This is a genomic window from Microbacterium sp. Soil_N32 (genome assembly GCF_057655505.1).
The window spans coordinates 139255-152150 of record NZ_JBDGME010000017.1 but is presented as its reverse complement, the minus strand read 5'-3'; the positions used below and the strand labels follow the sequence as shown (position 1 = coordinate 152150).

Sequence of the window (12896 nt, the reverse complement as noted above, 5' to 3'; positions counted from 1 at the left end):
GCGGGGGCGCACGGGCGTGCGCCCCCGCTCGGCACGACTACTTGATCAGCGGAGCCGCGGCGGCCGCGGCATCCTTCAGCGCATCGGCGGGCGACTTCTGGCCGAGCAGCGCCGCCTGGATCTCGGGCGCCAGCACCCCCATGAGGGCGCGGGAGCTGCCGTCGAGCTCGCCGACGGTCGTGTCGGGCACATACTTCTCGACCTCGCCGAGCAGCGGGTCGTCGGCGTACAGCGGCTCGGTGGTGCTGAGGGCCGAGAAGTAACCGGCGGCCTTCAGGTAGGGCTCGATGACATCGGCGCTGGTGGCGTACTCGGCGAACTTCGCCGCCGCATCCTGCGCCTTCGATCCCTTCAGGACCGACAGCGATCCGACCGTGCCGTAGGCGACCGACTCCTCGTCGGTGAGCGGCGCGAGCACCTTGACGTTCTCCTCGCCCCAGAACGGCGCGACCTCGGTCACGGCGTTGTTCCAGGTGCAGGCGACCTTGCCCTGGGCGATCGCCGTCTGCTCCAGCGGCACGTTCGTGGTGAGGGCCTCCGGGTCGAGAGCGCCGTCGGCGGCGAGGTCGCTGATGAACGTCAGCGCCTCCTCGCCGGCCTTGCTGTCGAAGCCGACCGCGCCGTCGTCGTACACCTGGCCGCCGGCCTGCCACAGCAGCGGGTAGAAGGTGAGGTTGAGCGTGTTCTCGGCCGAGGCCGGGTAGTTGAGCACGTACATGTCGGCGGCGGTGAACGCCGGCGCGATCTCGGCGATGTCGTCCCACGTCTCGGGGTACTCGGTGACGCCGGCGGCCTCGAACGCGGCGGCGTTGCAGATGAGCGGCTGAGCGCTCGTCAGCAGAGGTGAGCCGAGGATGTCGCCGTCGATCGTGACCGATTCCTTGACGTTGGGCAGCAGGTCATCCTGCCGCTCCGCGCTGAGCAGGTCGTTCAGCGGGGCGATCGACTTCTGGTACGCGGCGAGCTGGTCGGGGATGAGGTAGACGACGTCCGGGCCCTTGCCGGCGGCGATCGCGGTCTGCAGCGCCTCGTCGCGGTTCGCCCACGGGAAGATCTCGTAGTCGACGGTGACTCCGTCGTTCTCCTTCTCGAACTCCTCGATCGTCGAGTCCCAGAACTCCTTGTGCGCCGCTTCGTCGGCGATCACGGGGTAGAGCCAGACGGTGATGTTCTGCTCGCCGTCGGCGGTACCTCCGCCGCCGGCCGAACAACCGGCCAAGAGGGCGACGGTCGCGAATCCCGCGACGACGCCGGTGGTCTTGCTGACGCGCATGGTGCTCCTTTGCTCATACCGTGCTGAGTACGGTTCATTATGACAGTAGGGTGGGATAATTCGTCAAGGACAACTTCGCAGCCATTTGTTTCACCCGTGTTTCCGGCCGGAAAATGGTTGACCTTGATCTGAGAATCCGGTGTGCTAATTTGATCGCACCTGCCGACGTCAGCAAGGAGAGGACTGCACATGGGAGTGCCGGGCCACCTGTCGATCGTCGCGCGATCAGCCCTGCAACTGCGTGACGGCGGACCGGCGACGGTCGCCGCTCTCGCCCGCTCGCTCGAGATCTCGCGCACCTCGGTCGAGAACGCCGTCGCGGTGCTGAGCGAGTCGGGTCTGCTCGCCGACGCCCCCGCACCCGGCGCGTCGGGGGCGGGGCGCCCCGCGCGCCACTACGCCTTCCACGCGGGCGCGGGCACCGTCGTCGGTCTCGACATCGGTGTCGCGAGCGTGCGCGTGATCCTCGCCGACCTCGCCGGCCGCGTCGTCGCCCAGCGCTCCTTCCCCGGCGTCGAGGCGCAGGCCGACGGGGCCGCCAAGCTGCAGGCGGTCATCGACCACGTGCGCCGCACCCTCGCCGACGCCGATCTCCCGGCGTCGCGGCTCCGCGCCGTGGGCGTCTCGCTCCCCGGGCTCATCGACGACGCGGGTCGGGTCACGCTCTCGGTCGTCATCCCGGAATGGTCGGGCGTCGACATCGGGGCGCAGCTGCGCCAGGCCTTCGGATGTCCGGTCGCGGTCGACAACGGCGTGCGCCTCGCCGCGGTCGCCGAGCACCACCTCGGCGTCGCCCAGCTCGTCGACGACGTCATCTACCTCTCGGTCGGCAACCGCATCTCGATGGGCCTCATCCTCGGCGGACGCCCGCGTCGGGGCATCCACAACGCCGCTGGCGACATCGGACGCCTGGCCTTCCGCGGACTCGACACCGGCACCGGGCAGATCTCGTGGCGCACCGCGCCGACGGCCGCGGAGGTGTTCGCCGCGGCCCGTGCGGGCGACGCCGCGGCGCGCGACGAGCTCGACGCGTTCATCGACGAACTCGCGCACGGCATCGCCACGCTCACCATGACCGTCGATCCGGCCATGATCGTCATCGGCGGTGGCCTGTCCGCCGCACACGAGCAACTGCTCGACCCGTTGCGCGCGGCGCTCCCCCGCCACCTCGGCCTGCCGTTCCAGGTGCCGATCGCCGAGGCGCGCCTCGGGGCCGAGGCCGCCGCGCACGGCGCCGTCGTGCACGCGTTCCAGCGGCACGCGTCCGACGTGTACGGCATCGACGACATGCCCGTGCCGCCCATCACCCCGCTGTCGGCGGTCGCCGCGCCGGCATCCGCATCCGCATCCGCATCTCTGGAGGAGAAGTGAGCACCCTGAAGGTCGGACTCATCGGCGCGGGCGGCATCTCCCGCGTGCACGCCGACGCCTGGCGCGCCCTCGGCGTCGAGGGCTACGTCACCTCCCTCGACGGGGCCGACGAGATCGCCGCGGAGTACGGCTTCGTGCAGGTCGCCGACGTCGACACCCTCATCGAACGCGTCGACCTCGTCGACATCGTCACCCCCAGCAGCACGCACGCCGACTTCGCCCTGCGGGCCATCGCCCGCGGCCGCGACGTCATCTGCGAGAAGCCGCTGGCGGCGACGGCGGATGCCGCGGCCGAGGTCGCGCGCGCCGCCGAAGCCGCGGGAGTGCGCCTCTTCCCCGCCCACGTGGTGCGCTACATGGGCGAGTACGAGCGCATCAAACAGGGAATCGACGCCGGCCGCATCGGCACCCTCGCCGTGCAGCGCTTCAGCCGCGCGGGCTCCGCCCCGCAGACCCCGTGGTTCTTCTCGGAGCGCGCGGGCGGGGGCGTGATCCGCGACCTCGCGATCCACGACATCGACCAGGCGATGTGGTTCGCCGGCGACGTCACGCAGGTGTTCGCCGTGCAGAACCCGCCGACGGTCGACGACCGCGTGCCCGCGCCCGTCACCGCGCAGATCGTGCTGACCCACGCGAGCGGTGTGATCAGTCACATCCACGCCAGCTGGGGTTTGCCCGGCATCCCGTTCCGCACCAGCGTCGAAGTCGCAGGATCGGAGGGGCGCTTGCGCTACGACAGCGCCGAGGACCGCACCCTCCGCACCGACGCCGTGGTCGACCCCGGCGCCACCGACTACCTGCCGCCGATGTCGCCGCAGGACAGCCCGTACTACGCCGAGATCGTCGACTTCGTCGCCGCGATCCGCGAACGCCGCGACGCCCGGGTGGCGCCGGTCGACGGCATCCGCGCCGTCGCCGTGGCCGAGGCGGCGTACGCGTCGATCGCCGCCGGAACGCCGGTCGAGGTCGACGCGAGGTCGACGTACGGTACCGAACAGGCCTCAGGACCCGTGCCCGTCGCGGCCTCCACCCCCGCCGCTCCCGCGGCAGCCGCCGAGGAGGCCTCCCGATGACCGCGCCCCTGCGCATCGCCGTGTTGTCGTTCGCCCACACGCACGCCCTCAGCTACGTGCACGCCCTCACCGCCATGCCGGACGTCGAGCTGATCGCCGCCGACCCCGACGGGGCGACCGCGCCCGACGACGCTCCGCGCGGGGCCGCCCTCGCCGCCGAGCTGGGCGTCGCCTACGTCGACACCTACGACGAGGCCTTCGCCTGGCAGCCCGACGCCGTGGTGATCGCCGCCGAGAACTCCCGCCACCGCGCCCTCGTCGAACGTGCCGCCGCCGCCGGGGTGCACGTGCTGTGCGAGAAGCCGCTCGCGACCTCGGTCGACGACGCGGTCGCCATGCGCGACGCGTGCGAGGCCGCGGGGGTCATCCTCATGGTCGCCTACCCGGTGCGGTTCGCCCCCGCCGTGCGCGACGCGATCGCCGAGCTGCGCAGCGGCCGCCTCGGGCGCGTGCTCGGCGTCACCGGCATCAACAACGGCAAGCTGCCCGCCGAGCGCGCCTGGTTCACCGACCCCGAACTCGCCGGCGGCGGCGCCCTGGTCGATCATGTGGTGCACTGCGCCGATCTTCTCGACGACCTGCTCGGCGAGCGCGCCGCGTCGGTGCGGGCGGTGTCGAACGGCATCCTGCACGGCCAGCGCGACCTCGCCGTCGAGACCGGCGGACTCGTGACACTGCAGTACCCGAGCGGCGTGATCGCGACGATCGACTGCTCGTGGAGCTGGCCGATGAGCTCGGCGACCTGGGGCGGCCTGACGCTGCAGGTGGTCGCCGAAGGCGGCACGATCACCGTCAGCCCCTTCGCGAAGGGCGTGGCGGGGCACGACGCCGCGGGCGAGACGTGGGACCCGATCGGCGCCGACCTCGACGCGCTGCTGCTCGCCGAGTTCGTCGACGCCGTGCGCACGCGACGCCGCCCTCAGCCCGACGCGGGCGTCGGCATCCGCACCGTCGAGATCGTGAAGGCCGCGCAGCTCTCCGCCGCCCGCCGGGGCGAGGTCGTCGCGCTCTGAGAGCACACTCACCGCGAGAGGGAGTAGGCTCTCTCCTCGGGTCGATCGGCCCGAGGAGTCAGGGAAGGCGGTGAGGGCGATGTCCGACGATAGTTACGACGCCGCCTCCGCTGCGTCGCGACTCCCTGCGCTCGCGCGTTGAGCATCCGCTCCGCGTCCGCACGTCGACCTCCGCAGCCGTCGGTGGCGTCTCCCGCATCCTGACGAATCCGCGCACCGGCCAACCGCCCGCGTGCGCCTGCGAGAGAAGAAGCACTGCCATGGCCCTCATCGACAACGGCGTGTACGTCGACGGACGTCGCGTCGAGACGCTCAAGAACCTCGACGACACCTTCCGCACCCTCGGCGCGACCGGCGGCATCGCCTGGATCGGCCTGTACCGACCGCAGCGCGAGGAGGTCGAATCGGTCGCTCGCGAGTTCGACCTGCATCCGCTCGCCGTCGAAGACGCCCTGTCGGGGCACCAGCGGTCGAAGGTCGAGCGCTACGGCGACACGCTCTTCGCGGTGCTGCGGCCCGCGCGGTATCGCGATGAGCAGGAGTCGATCGTGTTCGGCGAGCTGCACCTCTTCATCGGCCCCGACTTCGTCGTCACCATCCGGCACGCCGAGTCGCCGAACCTCTCGGCGGTCCGCCGCCGCATGGAGGCGAACCCCGACCTGCTCGCGAAGGGACCGGAGGCGGTGCTCTACGCAATCCTCGACGAGGTCGTCGACGAGTACGAGCCCATCGTCGCCGGGCTCGAGAACGACATCGACGAGATCGAGGACCAGCTCTTCGGCGACAGCGACGACGATGCCCTCTCCCGTCGCATCTACGAGCTCTCGCGCGAGGTCATAAACTTCCAGCGGGCGGTGCATCCGCTCAGCGGGATGCTCGAGTGGCTGCGCCGCGGAAGCGACAAGTACCGCGTCGACGAGGAGCTGCAGCGGTCGCTGCGCGACGTGCTCGACCACGTGATCCGCGTGAACGAGCGAGTCGACTCGTTCCGCTCGATCCTCGAGAACGCCCTGACCGTGCAGTCGGCGCTCGTGGCGCGGCGGCACTCCGAGGCGGGGCTCGCGCAGAACGACGAGATCAAGAAGATCTCCTCGTGGGCGGCGATCATCTTCGCCCCCACCCTCGTCGGCACCGTCTACGGCATGAACTTCGACCACATGCCCGAGCTGCACTGGGCCTTCGGCTACCCGCTCGCCCTCGGCGCGATGGGGGCGTTCGCGGTGACGTTGTACGGCATCTTCCGGTACAAGCGCTGGCTCTGATGCGGGCGGGGCGGGTCGAGGGCGGCGGCCCCGGTAGGGTCGGAGACGTGTCAGACACCGCCGCCCCCACCGCCGCATCCGACCTCGCCCGCATCGCCGACGGCCTCGCCGGCGCCGACCCGCTGACCTGGGTCATCACGGGCGACTCGATCACGCACGGACTGGTGTTCACGCAGGGCGGGCGCAGCTACGCCGAGCACCTGCACGAACTGATCCGCGGTGAGCTGGAGCGCGTGCGCGACATCGTCATCAACTCGGCGATCAGCGGGCACCGCATCGTCGACATCCTCGGCGACTTCGACCGCCGGGTGTCGTCGTGGCGACCCGACGTGGTGACGCTGATGATCGGCACGAACGACCTGTCGACGGGCGGGCCGCAGCCGGTCATCTCGCCCGACGACTACGCGGCGTCGCTGCGCACCTTCGTCGCGCGGGTGCGTGAGCTCGGCGCCGTGCCGGTGCTGCAGACGCCGCCGCCGATCGACGTGGCGAACGCGCCCGAACGCGCCCGGGTGGCGGAGTTCGCGGATGCCGTGCGCACCGTCGCCGCGAGCGACGACGTCATCCTCGTCGACCAGTACGCACACCTCGTCGACCTCGGTGCCGGGGGCGTGCCGTGGGGCCTGATGGGCGACCCGTTCCACCCGAACGCGGCCGGGCATGCGGCGATGGCGCTCGAACTCGCGCGCGTGCTCGGCATCCGCCCGCGCGCGGAGCGCTCGCGCACCCTGCCGCTGCTCGAGGCGAAGGTCGGCGCCGCGCGCATCTACAGCTGACGCCCGCGCCCCAGCGTCGGCGACCCCCTCGACGCCGCGCTCAGGCGTCGGCGACCTCGACTCCGGTGACCTCGAGCTCGTCGTCGAGCTGCACGAGGATGCGCGAGTCGGGGAACTGCTTCGGCGCCGCGAACGACACGTGCACCGCGTCGGCGAAGACGACGATCGCTGTCGCCTCCATGTCGTCGCGCAGGTCCCGCTGCTCGGTCACCTCGACCTCGCCGACGGCATCCTCGATATCGCCGGCCGCCTCGTCGACGATCGCGCGCCAGCGCCGCTCCGACACGGAGAGGATGCGGCGCAGCCCGTCGATGATCTCGGCGGGGTCCGCGTCTCCGTCATCGCCTTCGGGGTCCAGATCGACGGCGACGACGACGCCGGCCGCTTCGAGCTCGGTGCGTCCGTGCACCAGGCCGTCTCCGGGGACGGCGTCATCGAGCAGTCCGCTCTCGGTCACGCGGGTCAAGAGGTCGTCGAGCGCAGAGGTCATCCCTCCATCCTCCCCGAATCCGCCCGGCTGTTCACGGTTCCCGTCGCACTTTCTGTCGCTTCTTCGCCGCGTGAGCGACAGAAAGTGCGACGGGAGCGAGAAAAAGCGATCGGTATTCGGTCTTGCTAGGTACCAGTACCTAGTGTTACTTTGTAGCGGTACCCAGCGACACTGAGTACCGACGACGCGACGGAGGCGATCTCTATGGGCAAGCAGATGACCGAGATGCTCAAGGGCACCCTGGAGGGCGTCGTGCTGGCCCTGCTCGGCGAACAGCCGGCATACGGCTACGACATCACCGCGCGTCTGCGCGACCACGGGTTCACCGACATCGCCGAGGGCACGATCTACGCGCTCCTCGTGCGGATCGAGCAGCGCGGCCTCGTCGACGTCGAGAAGGTGCCGAGCGAGAAGGGGCCGCCCCGCAAGGTGTACTCCCTTAACCCGCAGGGCACCGCCGAGCTGGCCGAGTTCTGGAAGACCTGGAGCTTCCTCTCCCAGCGCATCGAAGAAGTGCGCACCACCCCCGCGAACACCCCGAGCAAGGAGAACTGACATGGCCGCCAAATGGATCGAAGCCCTGACCGGCTCGCTCGAACAGAAGAAGCAGTACAAGCAGGCGAAGGCCCGGCTCGACGCCCTGCCCCAGCCCTACGCCGCCACAGCGGATGCCTTCCACCGGTTCTTCCTGTACTTCGGGGGCATCACCGAGGGCGACACCCTCGTGCAGATGATCGCCGACTTCGCCGACCTGTGGGAGCGCGCCGCGATCGACGGCACGCCGATCGATGCGCTGATCGGCGACGACCCGGTCGAGTTCGCCGAGAACTTCGCCCGCGCCTACAGCGGTCGGCAGTGGATCGACAAGGAGCGCGCGCGGCTGGTGCAGGCCGTCGACGAGGCGACGGGGAAGGCGAAGGAATCATGACCCCCGCGATCAGCGCCCGGGGCATCGAGAAGTCCTATGGCGACCTCCGGGTGCTGCGGGGCGTCGACCTCGACGTCGACGAAGGCTCGATCTTCGCCCTGCTCGGCTCGAACGGGGCGGGCAAGACGACGATGGTGCGCATCCTCTCGACGCTGCTGGCGGCGGATGCCGGAACAGCCACGGTGCACGGAGCCGACGTGTCGCGCGACCCGCGCGCCGTGCGCCAGGCGATCAGCCTGACGGGTCAGTTCGCCGCCGTCGACGAGATCCTGACCGGTCGCGAGAACCTGATGCTGGTGGCGAAGCTGCGCCACCTTCCCGGGGCGGGAGCGATCGCCGACGATCTGCTCGCCCGATTCCGGTTGACGGGGGCCGGCGGGCGCCGGGCCGGCACCTACTCCGGCGGCATGCGGCGGCGTCTCGACATCGCCATGAGCCTCGTCGGAAACCCCGCCGTCATCTACCTCGACGAACCCACCACCGGACTCGACCCCGAGGCGCGGATCGAGGTGTGGCAGGTCGTCAAAGAATTGGCGGATGCCGGCACCACCGTGCTGCTCACCACCCAGTACCTCGACGAGGCCGAGCACCTGGCCGACCGCATCGCGATCCTGCACGAGGGTCGCATCATCGCGAACGGCACACTCGCCGACCTGAAGGCCCTGCTGCCCGCGGCGACGGTCGAGTACGTCGAGAAGCAGCCCACGCTGGAGGAGATCTTCCTCTCGCTCGTCGGGCCGAACACCCCGAAGGAGGACGCCGCATGAGCACGCACATCCTCGCCGACACGGCGACCCTCACCGGCCGGTCGATGCGCCACATCTTCCGCAGCGCCGACACCATCATCACCACCGCAGTCACACCGATCGCACTGATGCTCCTGTTCGTGTACGTCTTCGGTGGGGCGCTGCGGCAGAGCACCGGGCAGCAGAACTATGTGAACTACCTGCTGCCGGGCATCCTGCTCATCGCCATCGCCTCCGGCATCGCCTACACGGCGTTCCGCCTGTTCACCGATCTGCAGAGCGGCATCTTCGACCGCTTCCACTCCATGCCGATCGCGCGGTCGAGCGTGCTGTGGGCGCACGTGCTCACCTCGCTCGTCGCGAACGGCATCACCCTGGCGATCATCTTCGGCGTCGGCTTCGCGATGGGGTTCCGCACCGATGCGAGCATCGGGGCGTGGCTCGCCGTGATCGGCATCCTGCTGCTGTTCACCCTGGCGCTGACGTGGCTGGCGGTCATCGCGGGCCTCAACGCGAAGACGGTCGACGGCGCGAGCGCGTTCTCGTACCCGCTGATCTTCCTGCCGTTCATCAGCTCGGCCTTCGTGCCGACCGACACCATGCCGGGCCCCGTGCGGTGGTTCGCCGAGAATCAGCCGGTCACGTCGATCGTGAACACGATCCAGGCGCTGTTCGCCGTCGAACCCGTCGGGGCGGAGATCGGGGTCGCCCTCGCCTGGTGCGTCGGCATCCTCGTCGTCGCCTACGCGTTCGCGATGCTGACCTACCGCCGGAAGGTGCGCTGAGGGCGCCGGCCGCCGCACACGACGCAGAAAGGAGCCGAGCGAAGCCGTCTCGGAGCAGCCCGCCGGGGCTGTTTCGCGTGCAGTCTTCCTGAACTATAATCCGCGATCATGACTGGTTCTCAGGACTACGCCTACCTCGGACGGTGGAACTACAGCCTCCATACGCCCGTGCCCGACGAGTCCTGGATCACCGAAGCCGAAGCTCGTGGCGGGCTCGAGGCAGGCGTGATCCGCTGCGACATCGTGCCCGGCGAGGTCTACAGCCGTCGGGATGAACGGCCCCGGCCATCAACCCCGTGGGTGATCACGGCGTTCGGAGGCGGGGTGACCGGGTTCAAGGTCTTCCGCCTCACGCGTCACGGATCGATCTCGAGCATCGAGCATTTCCAAAACCTGGAAGGCCGTTTGTTCGTGGGAAACATGTTCGACTACACCTACCCCGATGACCGTCGCTACTACCGGCAGTCCGAGTCCACCACGATCCTGCACGGGATCGTGAAGCCCGACGGCACCGGCTTTCTCACGATCAATGACAAGTCGCGCCCCACCGTCGAGCGACTCTCGATGGATCAGGTCGACGTCTCGAACAACTGGCTCGACCGCCCGGCGTTCGGCGACTGGCACGTCCTCCTCGACCCCGACCTCGGCACCCGTCTGACCAAGCCCACCCGACCCGCCGTCGACGCAGCACGACCGCCCCTCGGGTCGAGGGTGCGTTCCGCGCTCAAAGACCGATTCACGGCCCGTCCCTGATCGAACGGGCGAGCGGACGGACGCCTCTGCTCGGGGCCGGATGGGAAGGAGCGACTATGACCGGTGATCTGAACGACGGACGGTTCCGCGACCCTCGGGCCGAGCCCGAGCCGATGCGGAAGTACCTCGGTGCCATACTCCGGAGCATCGAGACCTCCCTCGAGTGGATCGAAGAGGGCAAGGACCGGGTACCGCGAGACCTCCTCGACATCCGCGACCTGTCGCGAGAGTACTTCGACGCGTTCTCCGTCTCGTATTGGCTGGGGGAACCTCCCCATCGTTTACGTCAATACCTCGACGGCGCCGTCGACGCGCATGTCGAGTACGACACCCTGTCGCTCCCCCAGCGTCAAGAGCTCAGCAAGCACCCGCGAACCTGGGTCGACGCCCCCACCTGGATGATCGAGACCGGCGAACTCCTCGGCGCTGTCATCCTCCTCGGCACCGAGGAACAGCGCGCCCGCATCGACAGACGCTCGTGCTGCTCGGCCCCGACACCGCGCTCGAATACCTCGGCGGCCTGCATCCGACCCTCGACGGCGTCGACGTGACCCTCTCGCACCCGCGCCCCTACGGCCGACTCATCACCGCCGTCCAGGCACCACCCGACGCCCGCCCGAAACTCGTCGGACAATTCGTCCAGCACTGGTACAACGGCACCCGCAAACGCCAAGGCTGGGGCGAACACCTCCGCCAGCAGAAACGCGGCGTGCCCCTCCGATACCCCGGCTACTGGTGCTTCACCGGCGCCGCCCTCACCAAAATCCTCGACCTCGACGACACCGGCTACCGCGACAACGAGTACTACCCCGAAGCCTTCCTCCCTCGCTGAGCCCCCCCCGGGGCAACCTGCGGCCGCGGCGCGCTCAGCGCAGCGCGACCGGCCCGAGCACGAGACGGCGGCGGTCGCGCACCCAGTGCACCCCGAATTCCCGCCGCTCCGCCCGGGTGGCGAAGCGATAGCGATACGACACCGCCCGCACCCATCGCGGCGCGTTGCCGTCGAACGGGTCGACCCGCAGCAGCGCGAGCGTCGGGGCATCCGCCTCCAGCAGCCGGAGGAGGAACACCGTGAACCAGTCGTCGAGCGAACGGCCGAGCGGCAGGAACCACATCAGCCAGTCGAGCCGCAGGTGGTACGGGGCGAACTGCCGCGGCACGCGCCGCACATCGCCCGGTTTGCCCCGGAACTCGTACTCACGCCAGTCGCTCTCGCCCTCGGCATCCATCGTGCCCTCGACGACGATCTCGATACGCTCCTTCGTGACCGTGCCGAACGCGCCGTAGGCATTGGCGAGCTGCCAGCGGTTGAAGCTCGCGTTCATCAGCTGACGGCGGGCGAAGAGGTTGCGCAGCGCAGGCCAGCTCAGCACGACGTACAGCGCGGCAACGGCCGACGTCACGACGAACCACCACAGCGGCATGCCCGGCCACGGCCCGGCGTCGACCGACGGATGCCCGATGCCAGCCAGCCCGATCGCCGAGAACCCGATCACGATCGTCGCCCCGTTCAGCCAGGCGAAGTTGCCCGTCACGACGAGCCACGCCTGCGTCGCGATCACGATGAGCGCCGCCACGGCACCGATGATCTGCGGCACGGGCCCGTCGACCCAGATCGACAGCAGCGGCGCGAAGAGGAAGAAGGGCACGACGAGCTGCGCGACGTGGTTGCCGACCACCTCGGCCTTGTGGAACCACGCGGGCAGCAGATGCGCCTGACGACTGAGCGGCCCCGGCATGGGCTGCGTCTCGTGGTGGTACATCAGGGCGGTGAGGTCGCGCCACTCGCGCCCGCCGCGGATCTTGATCATGCCGGCCCCGAACTCCAGCCGGAACAGCAACCACCAGAACAGCGCAATCACGACCGTGGGCGGCGGCTGGTCGTTCGACCCGAGGAAGGCGGCGAGGAACCCGGCCTCGAGCAGCAGCATCTCCCAGCCGAACGAGTAGAAGGTCTGCCCGATGCTCACGACCGACATGTAGCCGAGCCACAGCGCCAGGAAGCAGAGCATCGGCACCCACGGCGGTCCGAGCTGCGGGAGGCCGGCGACGAGCGCCGCGGCGACGACGATGCCCGCGACGCACAGGGTGACGAGGCGGCGGTCGGTGTAGCGGATGCGCGAGAACACCGTCGGATGCAGCATCCGACGTCGCTCCTTCTTCTGCGCGACCCAGTCGAGCAGCGTCGGCGCGGGGAGGAGTCCGCGTTCGCCGAGCAGCGGCCGGAACTGGTTCAGCGTCGAGACGAACGCGACGAGGTACAGCGCCGCGATGCCCCGCTGCAGGACCTCGCGGGCGAACCCGAAGTCGACCGCCGCGAACCCGTCCATCCGGTCAGGCTACGCCCGGGGTTCGCGCGGCCGGGGAGGGGGTTGCGTGAGGGGCTTCAGTCCCTTCCAGCGGATCAGCGGAACCGGGGATACAAT

Annotated in this window: 15 protein-coding genes; 12 read left to right on the top strand and 3 right to left on the bottom strand. The window is 69.8% G+C overall.

The window, feature by feature from the left end:
- Positions 1 to 37: 37 nt before the first annotated feature.
- Positions 38 to 1273 carry an ABC transporter substrate-binding protein gene (locus AC3A3J_RS06075; RefSeq protein ID WP_487671430.1) on the bottom strand — a complete coding sequence of 412 codons (1236 nt, stop codon included), beginning with the start codon at positions 1271 to 1273 and terminating at the stop codon, positions 38 to 40.
- Positions 1274 to 1462: 189 nt separating this feature from the next.
- On the opposite strand from AC3A3J_RS06075, the gene AC3A3J_RS06070 reads away from it, so the two are divergent.
- The 5 genes from AC3A3J_RS06070 to AC3A3J_RS06050 all read left to right on the top strand — a co-directional run bounded on the left by AC3A3J_RS06070 (position 1463) and on the right by AC3A3J_RS06050 (position 6768).
- Positions 1463 to 2644 carry an ROK family protein gene (locus AC3A3J_RS06070; protein ID WP_487671429.1) on the top strand — a complete coding sequence of 394 codons (1182 nt, stop codon included), beginning with the start codon at positions 1463 to 1465 and terminating at the stop codon, positions 2642 to 2644.
- The gene (locus tag AC3A3J_RS06065) at positions 2641 to 3717 is read left to right on the top strand and encodes a Gfo/Idh/MocA family protein (protein WP_487671428.1); all 1077 of its coding nucleotides are present in this window, start codon (positions 2641 to 2643) and stop codon (positions 3715 to 3717) included. The genes AC3A3J_RS06070 and AC3A3J_RS06065 overlap by 4 nt, the downstream gene beginning before the upstream one ends.
- Positions 3714 to 4730: a Gfo/Idh/MocA family protein gene (locus tag AC3A3J_RS06060; RefSeq protein WP_487671427.1), complete on the top strand. Its 1017-nt coding sequence runs from the start codon at positions 3714 to 3716 to the stop codon at positions 4728 to 4730. Before AC3A3J_RS06065 ends, AC3A3J_RS06060 begins: the two co-directional genes overlap by 4 nt.
- A gap of 260 nt (positions 4731 to 4990) precedes the next feature.
- The gene (locus AC3A3J_RS06055; protein ID WP_487671426.1) at positions 4991 to 5992 is read left to right on the top strand and encodes a magnesium and cobalt transport protein CorA; all 1002 of its coding nucleotides are present in this window, start codon (positions 4991 to 4993) and stop codon (positions 5990 to 5992) included.
- A 47-nt stretch (positions 5993 to 6039) separates the two neighbouring features.
- Positions 6040 to 6768 (top strand): SGNH/GDSL hydrolase family protein, encoded by a 729-nt coding sequence (locus tag AC3A3J_RS06050; RefSeq protein WP_487671425.1) that lies wholly within the window; start codon positions 6040 to 6042, stop codon positions 6766 to 6768.
- Between the two features lie 40 nt (positions 6769 to 6808).
- On the opposite strand, the gene AC3A3J_RS06045 is transcribed toward AC3A3J_RS06050, so the two are convergent.
- Positions 6809 to 7258, bottom strand: a complete 450-nt coding sequence (locus tag AC3A3J_RS06045; RefSeq protein ID WP_487671424.1) for a cytochrome C5 — start codon at positions 7256 to 7258, stop codon at positions 6809 to 6811.
- 204 nt (positions 7259 to 7462) lie between these two features.
- Between AC3A3J_RS06045 and AC3A3J_RS06040 the strand changes: the two genes are divergently transcribed.
- The 7 genes from AC3A3J_RS06040 to AC3A3J_RS06010 all read left to right on the top strand — a co-directional run bounded on the left by AC3A3J_RS06040 (position 7463) and on the right by AC3A3J_RS06010 (position 11302).
- Positions 7463 to 7813: a PadR family transcriptional regulator gene (locus AC3A3J_RS06040; RefSeq protein WP_487671423.1), complete on the top strand. Its 351-nt coding sequence runs from the start codon at positions 7463 to 7465 to the stop codon at positions 7811 to 7813.
- A gap of 1 nt (position 7814) precedes the next feature.
- Positions 7815 to 8186 (top strand): DUF1048 domain-containing protein, encoded by a 372-nt coding sequence (locus tag AC3A3J_RS06035; protein WP_487671422.1) that lies wholly within the window; start codon positions 7815 to 7817, stop codon positions 8184 to 8186.
- Positions 8183 to 8953, top strand: a complete 771-nt coding sequence (locus AC3A3J_RS06030; protein WP_487671421.1) for an ABC transporter ATP-binding protein — start codon at positions 8183 to 8185, stop codon at positions 8951 to 8953. Before AC3A3J_RS06035 ends, AC3A3J_RS06030 begins: the two co-directional genes overlap by 4 nt.
- Positions 8950 to 9717, top strand: a complete 768-nt coding sequence (locus tag AC3A3J_RS06025) for an ABC transporter permease (RefSeq protein ID WP_487671420.1) — start codon at positions 8950 to 8952, stop codon at positions 9715 to 9717. The genes AC3A3J_RS06030 and AC3A3J_RS06025 overlap by 4 nt, the downstream gene beginning before the upstream one ends.
- Positions 9718 to 9825: 108 nt before the next feature.
- Entirely contained in the window at positions 9826 to 10470 is a 645-nt protein-coding gene (locus AC3A3J_RS06020; RefSeq protein ID WP_487671419.1) for a hypothetical protein, read from the top strand.
- A 56-nt stretch (positions 10471 to 10526) separates the two neighbouring features.
- Positions 10527 to 11021 (top strand): hypothetical protein, encoded by a 495-nt coding sequence (locus AC3A3J_RS06015; RefSeq protein WP_487671418.1) that lies wholly within the window; start codon positions 10527 to 10529, stop codon positions 11019 to 11021.
- Positions 11018 to 11302, top strand: coding sequence for a PoNe immunity protein domain-containing protein (locus tag AC3A3J_RS06010; protein ID WP_487671417.1), 285 nt, complete (start codon positions 11018 to 11020; stop codon positions 11300 to 11302). Before AC3A3J_RS06015 ends, AC3A3J_RS06010 begins: the two co-directional genes overlap by 4 nt.
- 34 nt (positions 11303 to 11336) lie before the next feature.
- Here AC3A3J_RS06010 and AC3A3J_RS06005 read toward each other — a convergent pair whose 3' ends face one another.
- On the bottom strand, positions 11337 to 12800 hold the full coding sequence (locus AC3A3J_RS06005; protein WP_487671416.1) for a lipase maturation factor family protein: 1464 nt from the start codon (positions 12798 to 12800) through the stop codon (positions 11337 to 11339).
- Between the last annotated feature and the right edge of the window lie 96 nt (positions 12801 to 12896).

Coding starts and splice junctions, on each gene's coding strand:
- AC3A3J_RS06075 (WP_487671430.1), bottom strand. CDS start 1,273: ATGCGCGTCAGCAAGACCACCGGCGTCGTCGCGGGATTCGCGACCGTC.
- AC3A3J_RS06070 (WP_487671429.1), top strand. CDS start 1,463: ATGGGAGTGCCGGGCCACCTGTCGATCGTCGCGCGATCAGCCCTGCAA.
- AC3A3J_RS06060 (WP_487671427.1), top strand. CDS start 3,714: ATGACCGCGCCCCTGCGCATCGCCGTGTTGTCGTTCGCCCACACGCAC.
- AC3A3J_RS06055 (WP_487671426.1), top strand. CDS start 4,991: ATGGCCCTCATCGACAACGGCGTGTACGTCGACGGACGTCGCGTCGAG.
- AC3A3J_RS06045 (WP_487671424.1), bottom strand. CDS start 7,258: ATGACCTCTGCGCTCGACGACCTCTTGACCCGCGTGACCGAGAGCGGA.
- AC3A3J_RS06040 (WP_487671423.1), top strand. CDS start 7,463: ATGGGCAAGCAGATGACCGAGATGCTCAAGGGCACCCTGGAGGGCGTC.
- AC3A3J_RS06035 (WP_487671422.1), top strand. CDS start 7,815: ATGGCCGCCAAATGGATCGAAGCCCTGACCGGCTCGCTCGAACAGAAG.
- AC3A3J_RS06030 (WP_487671421.1), top strand. CDS start 8,183: ATGACCCCCGCGATCAGCGCCCGGGGCATCGAGAAGTCCTATGGCGAC.
- AC3A3J_RS06025 (WP_487671420.1), top strand. CDS start 8,950: ATGAGCACGCACATCCTCGCCGACACGGCGACCCTCACCGGCCGGTCG.
- AC3A3J_RS06020 (WP_487671419.1), top strand. CDS start 9,826: ATGACTGGTTCTCAGGACTACGCCTACCTCGGACGGTGGAACTACAGC.
- AC3A3J_RS06015 (WP_487671418.1), top strand. CDS start 10,527: ATGACCGGTGATCTGAACGACGGACGGTTCCGCGACCCTCGGGCCGAG.
- AC3A3J_RS06005 (WP_487671416.1), bottom strand. CDS start 12,800: ATGGACGGGTTCGCGGCGGTCGACTTCGGGTTCGCCCGCGAGGTCCTG.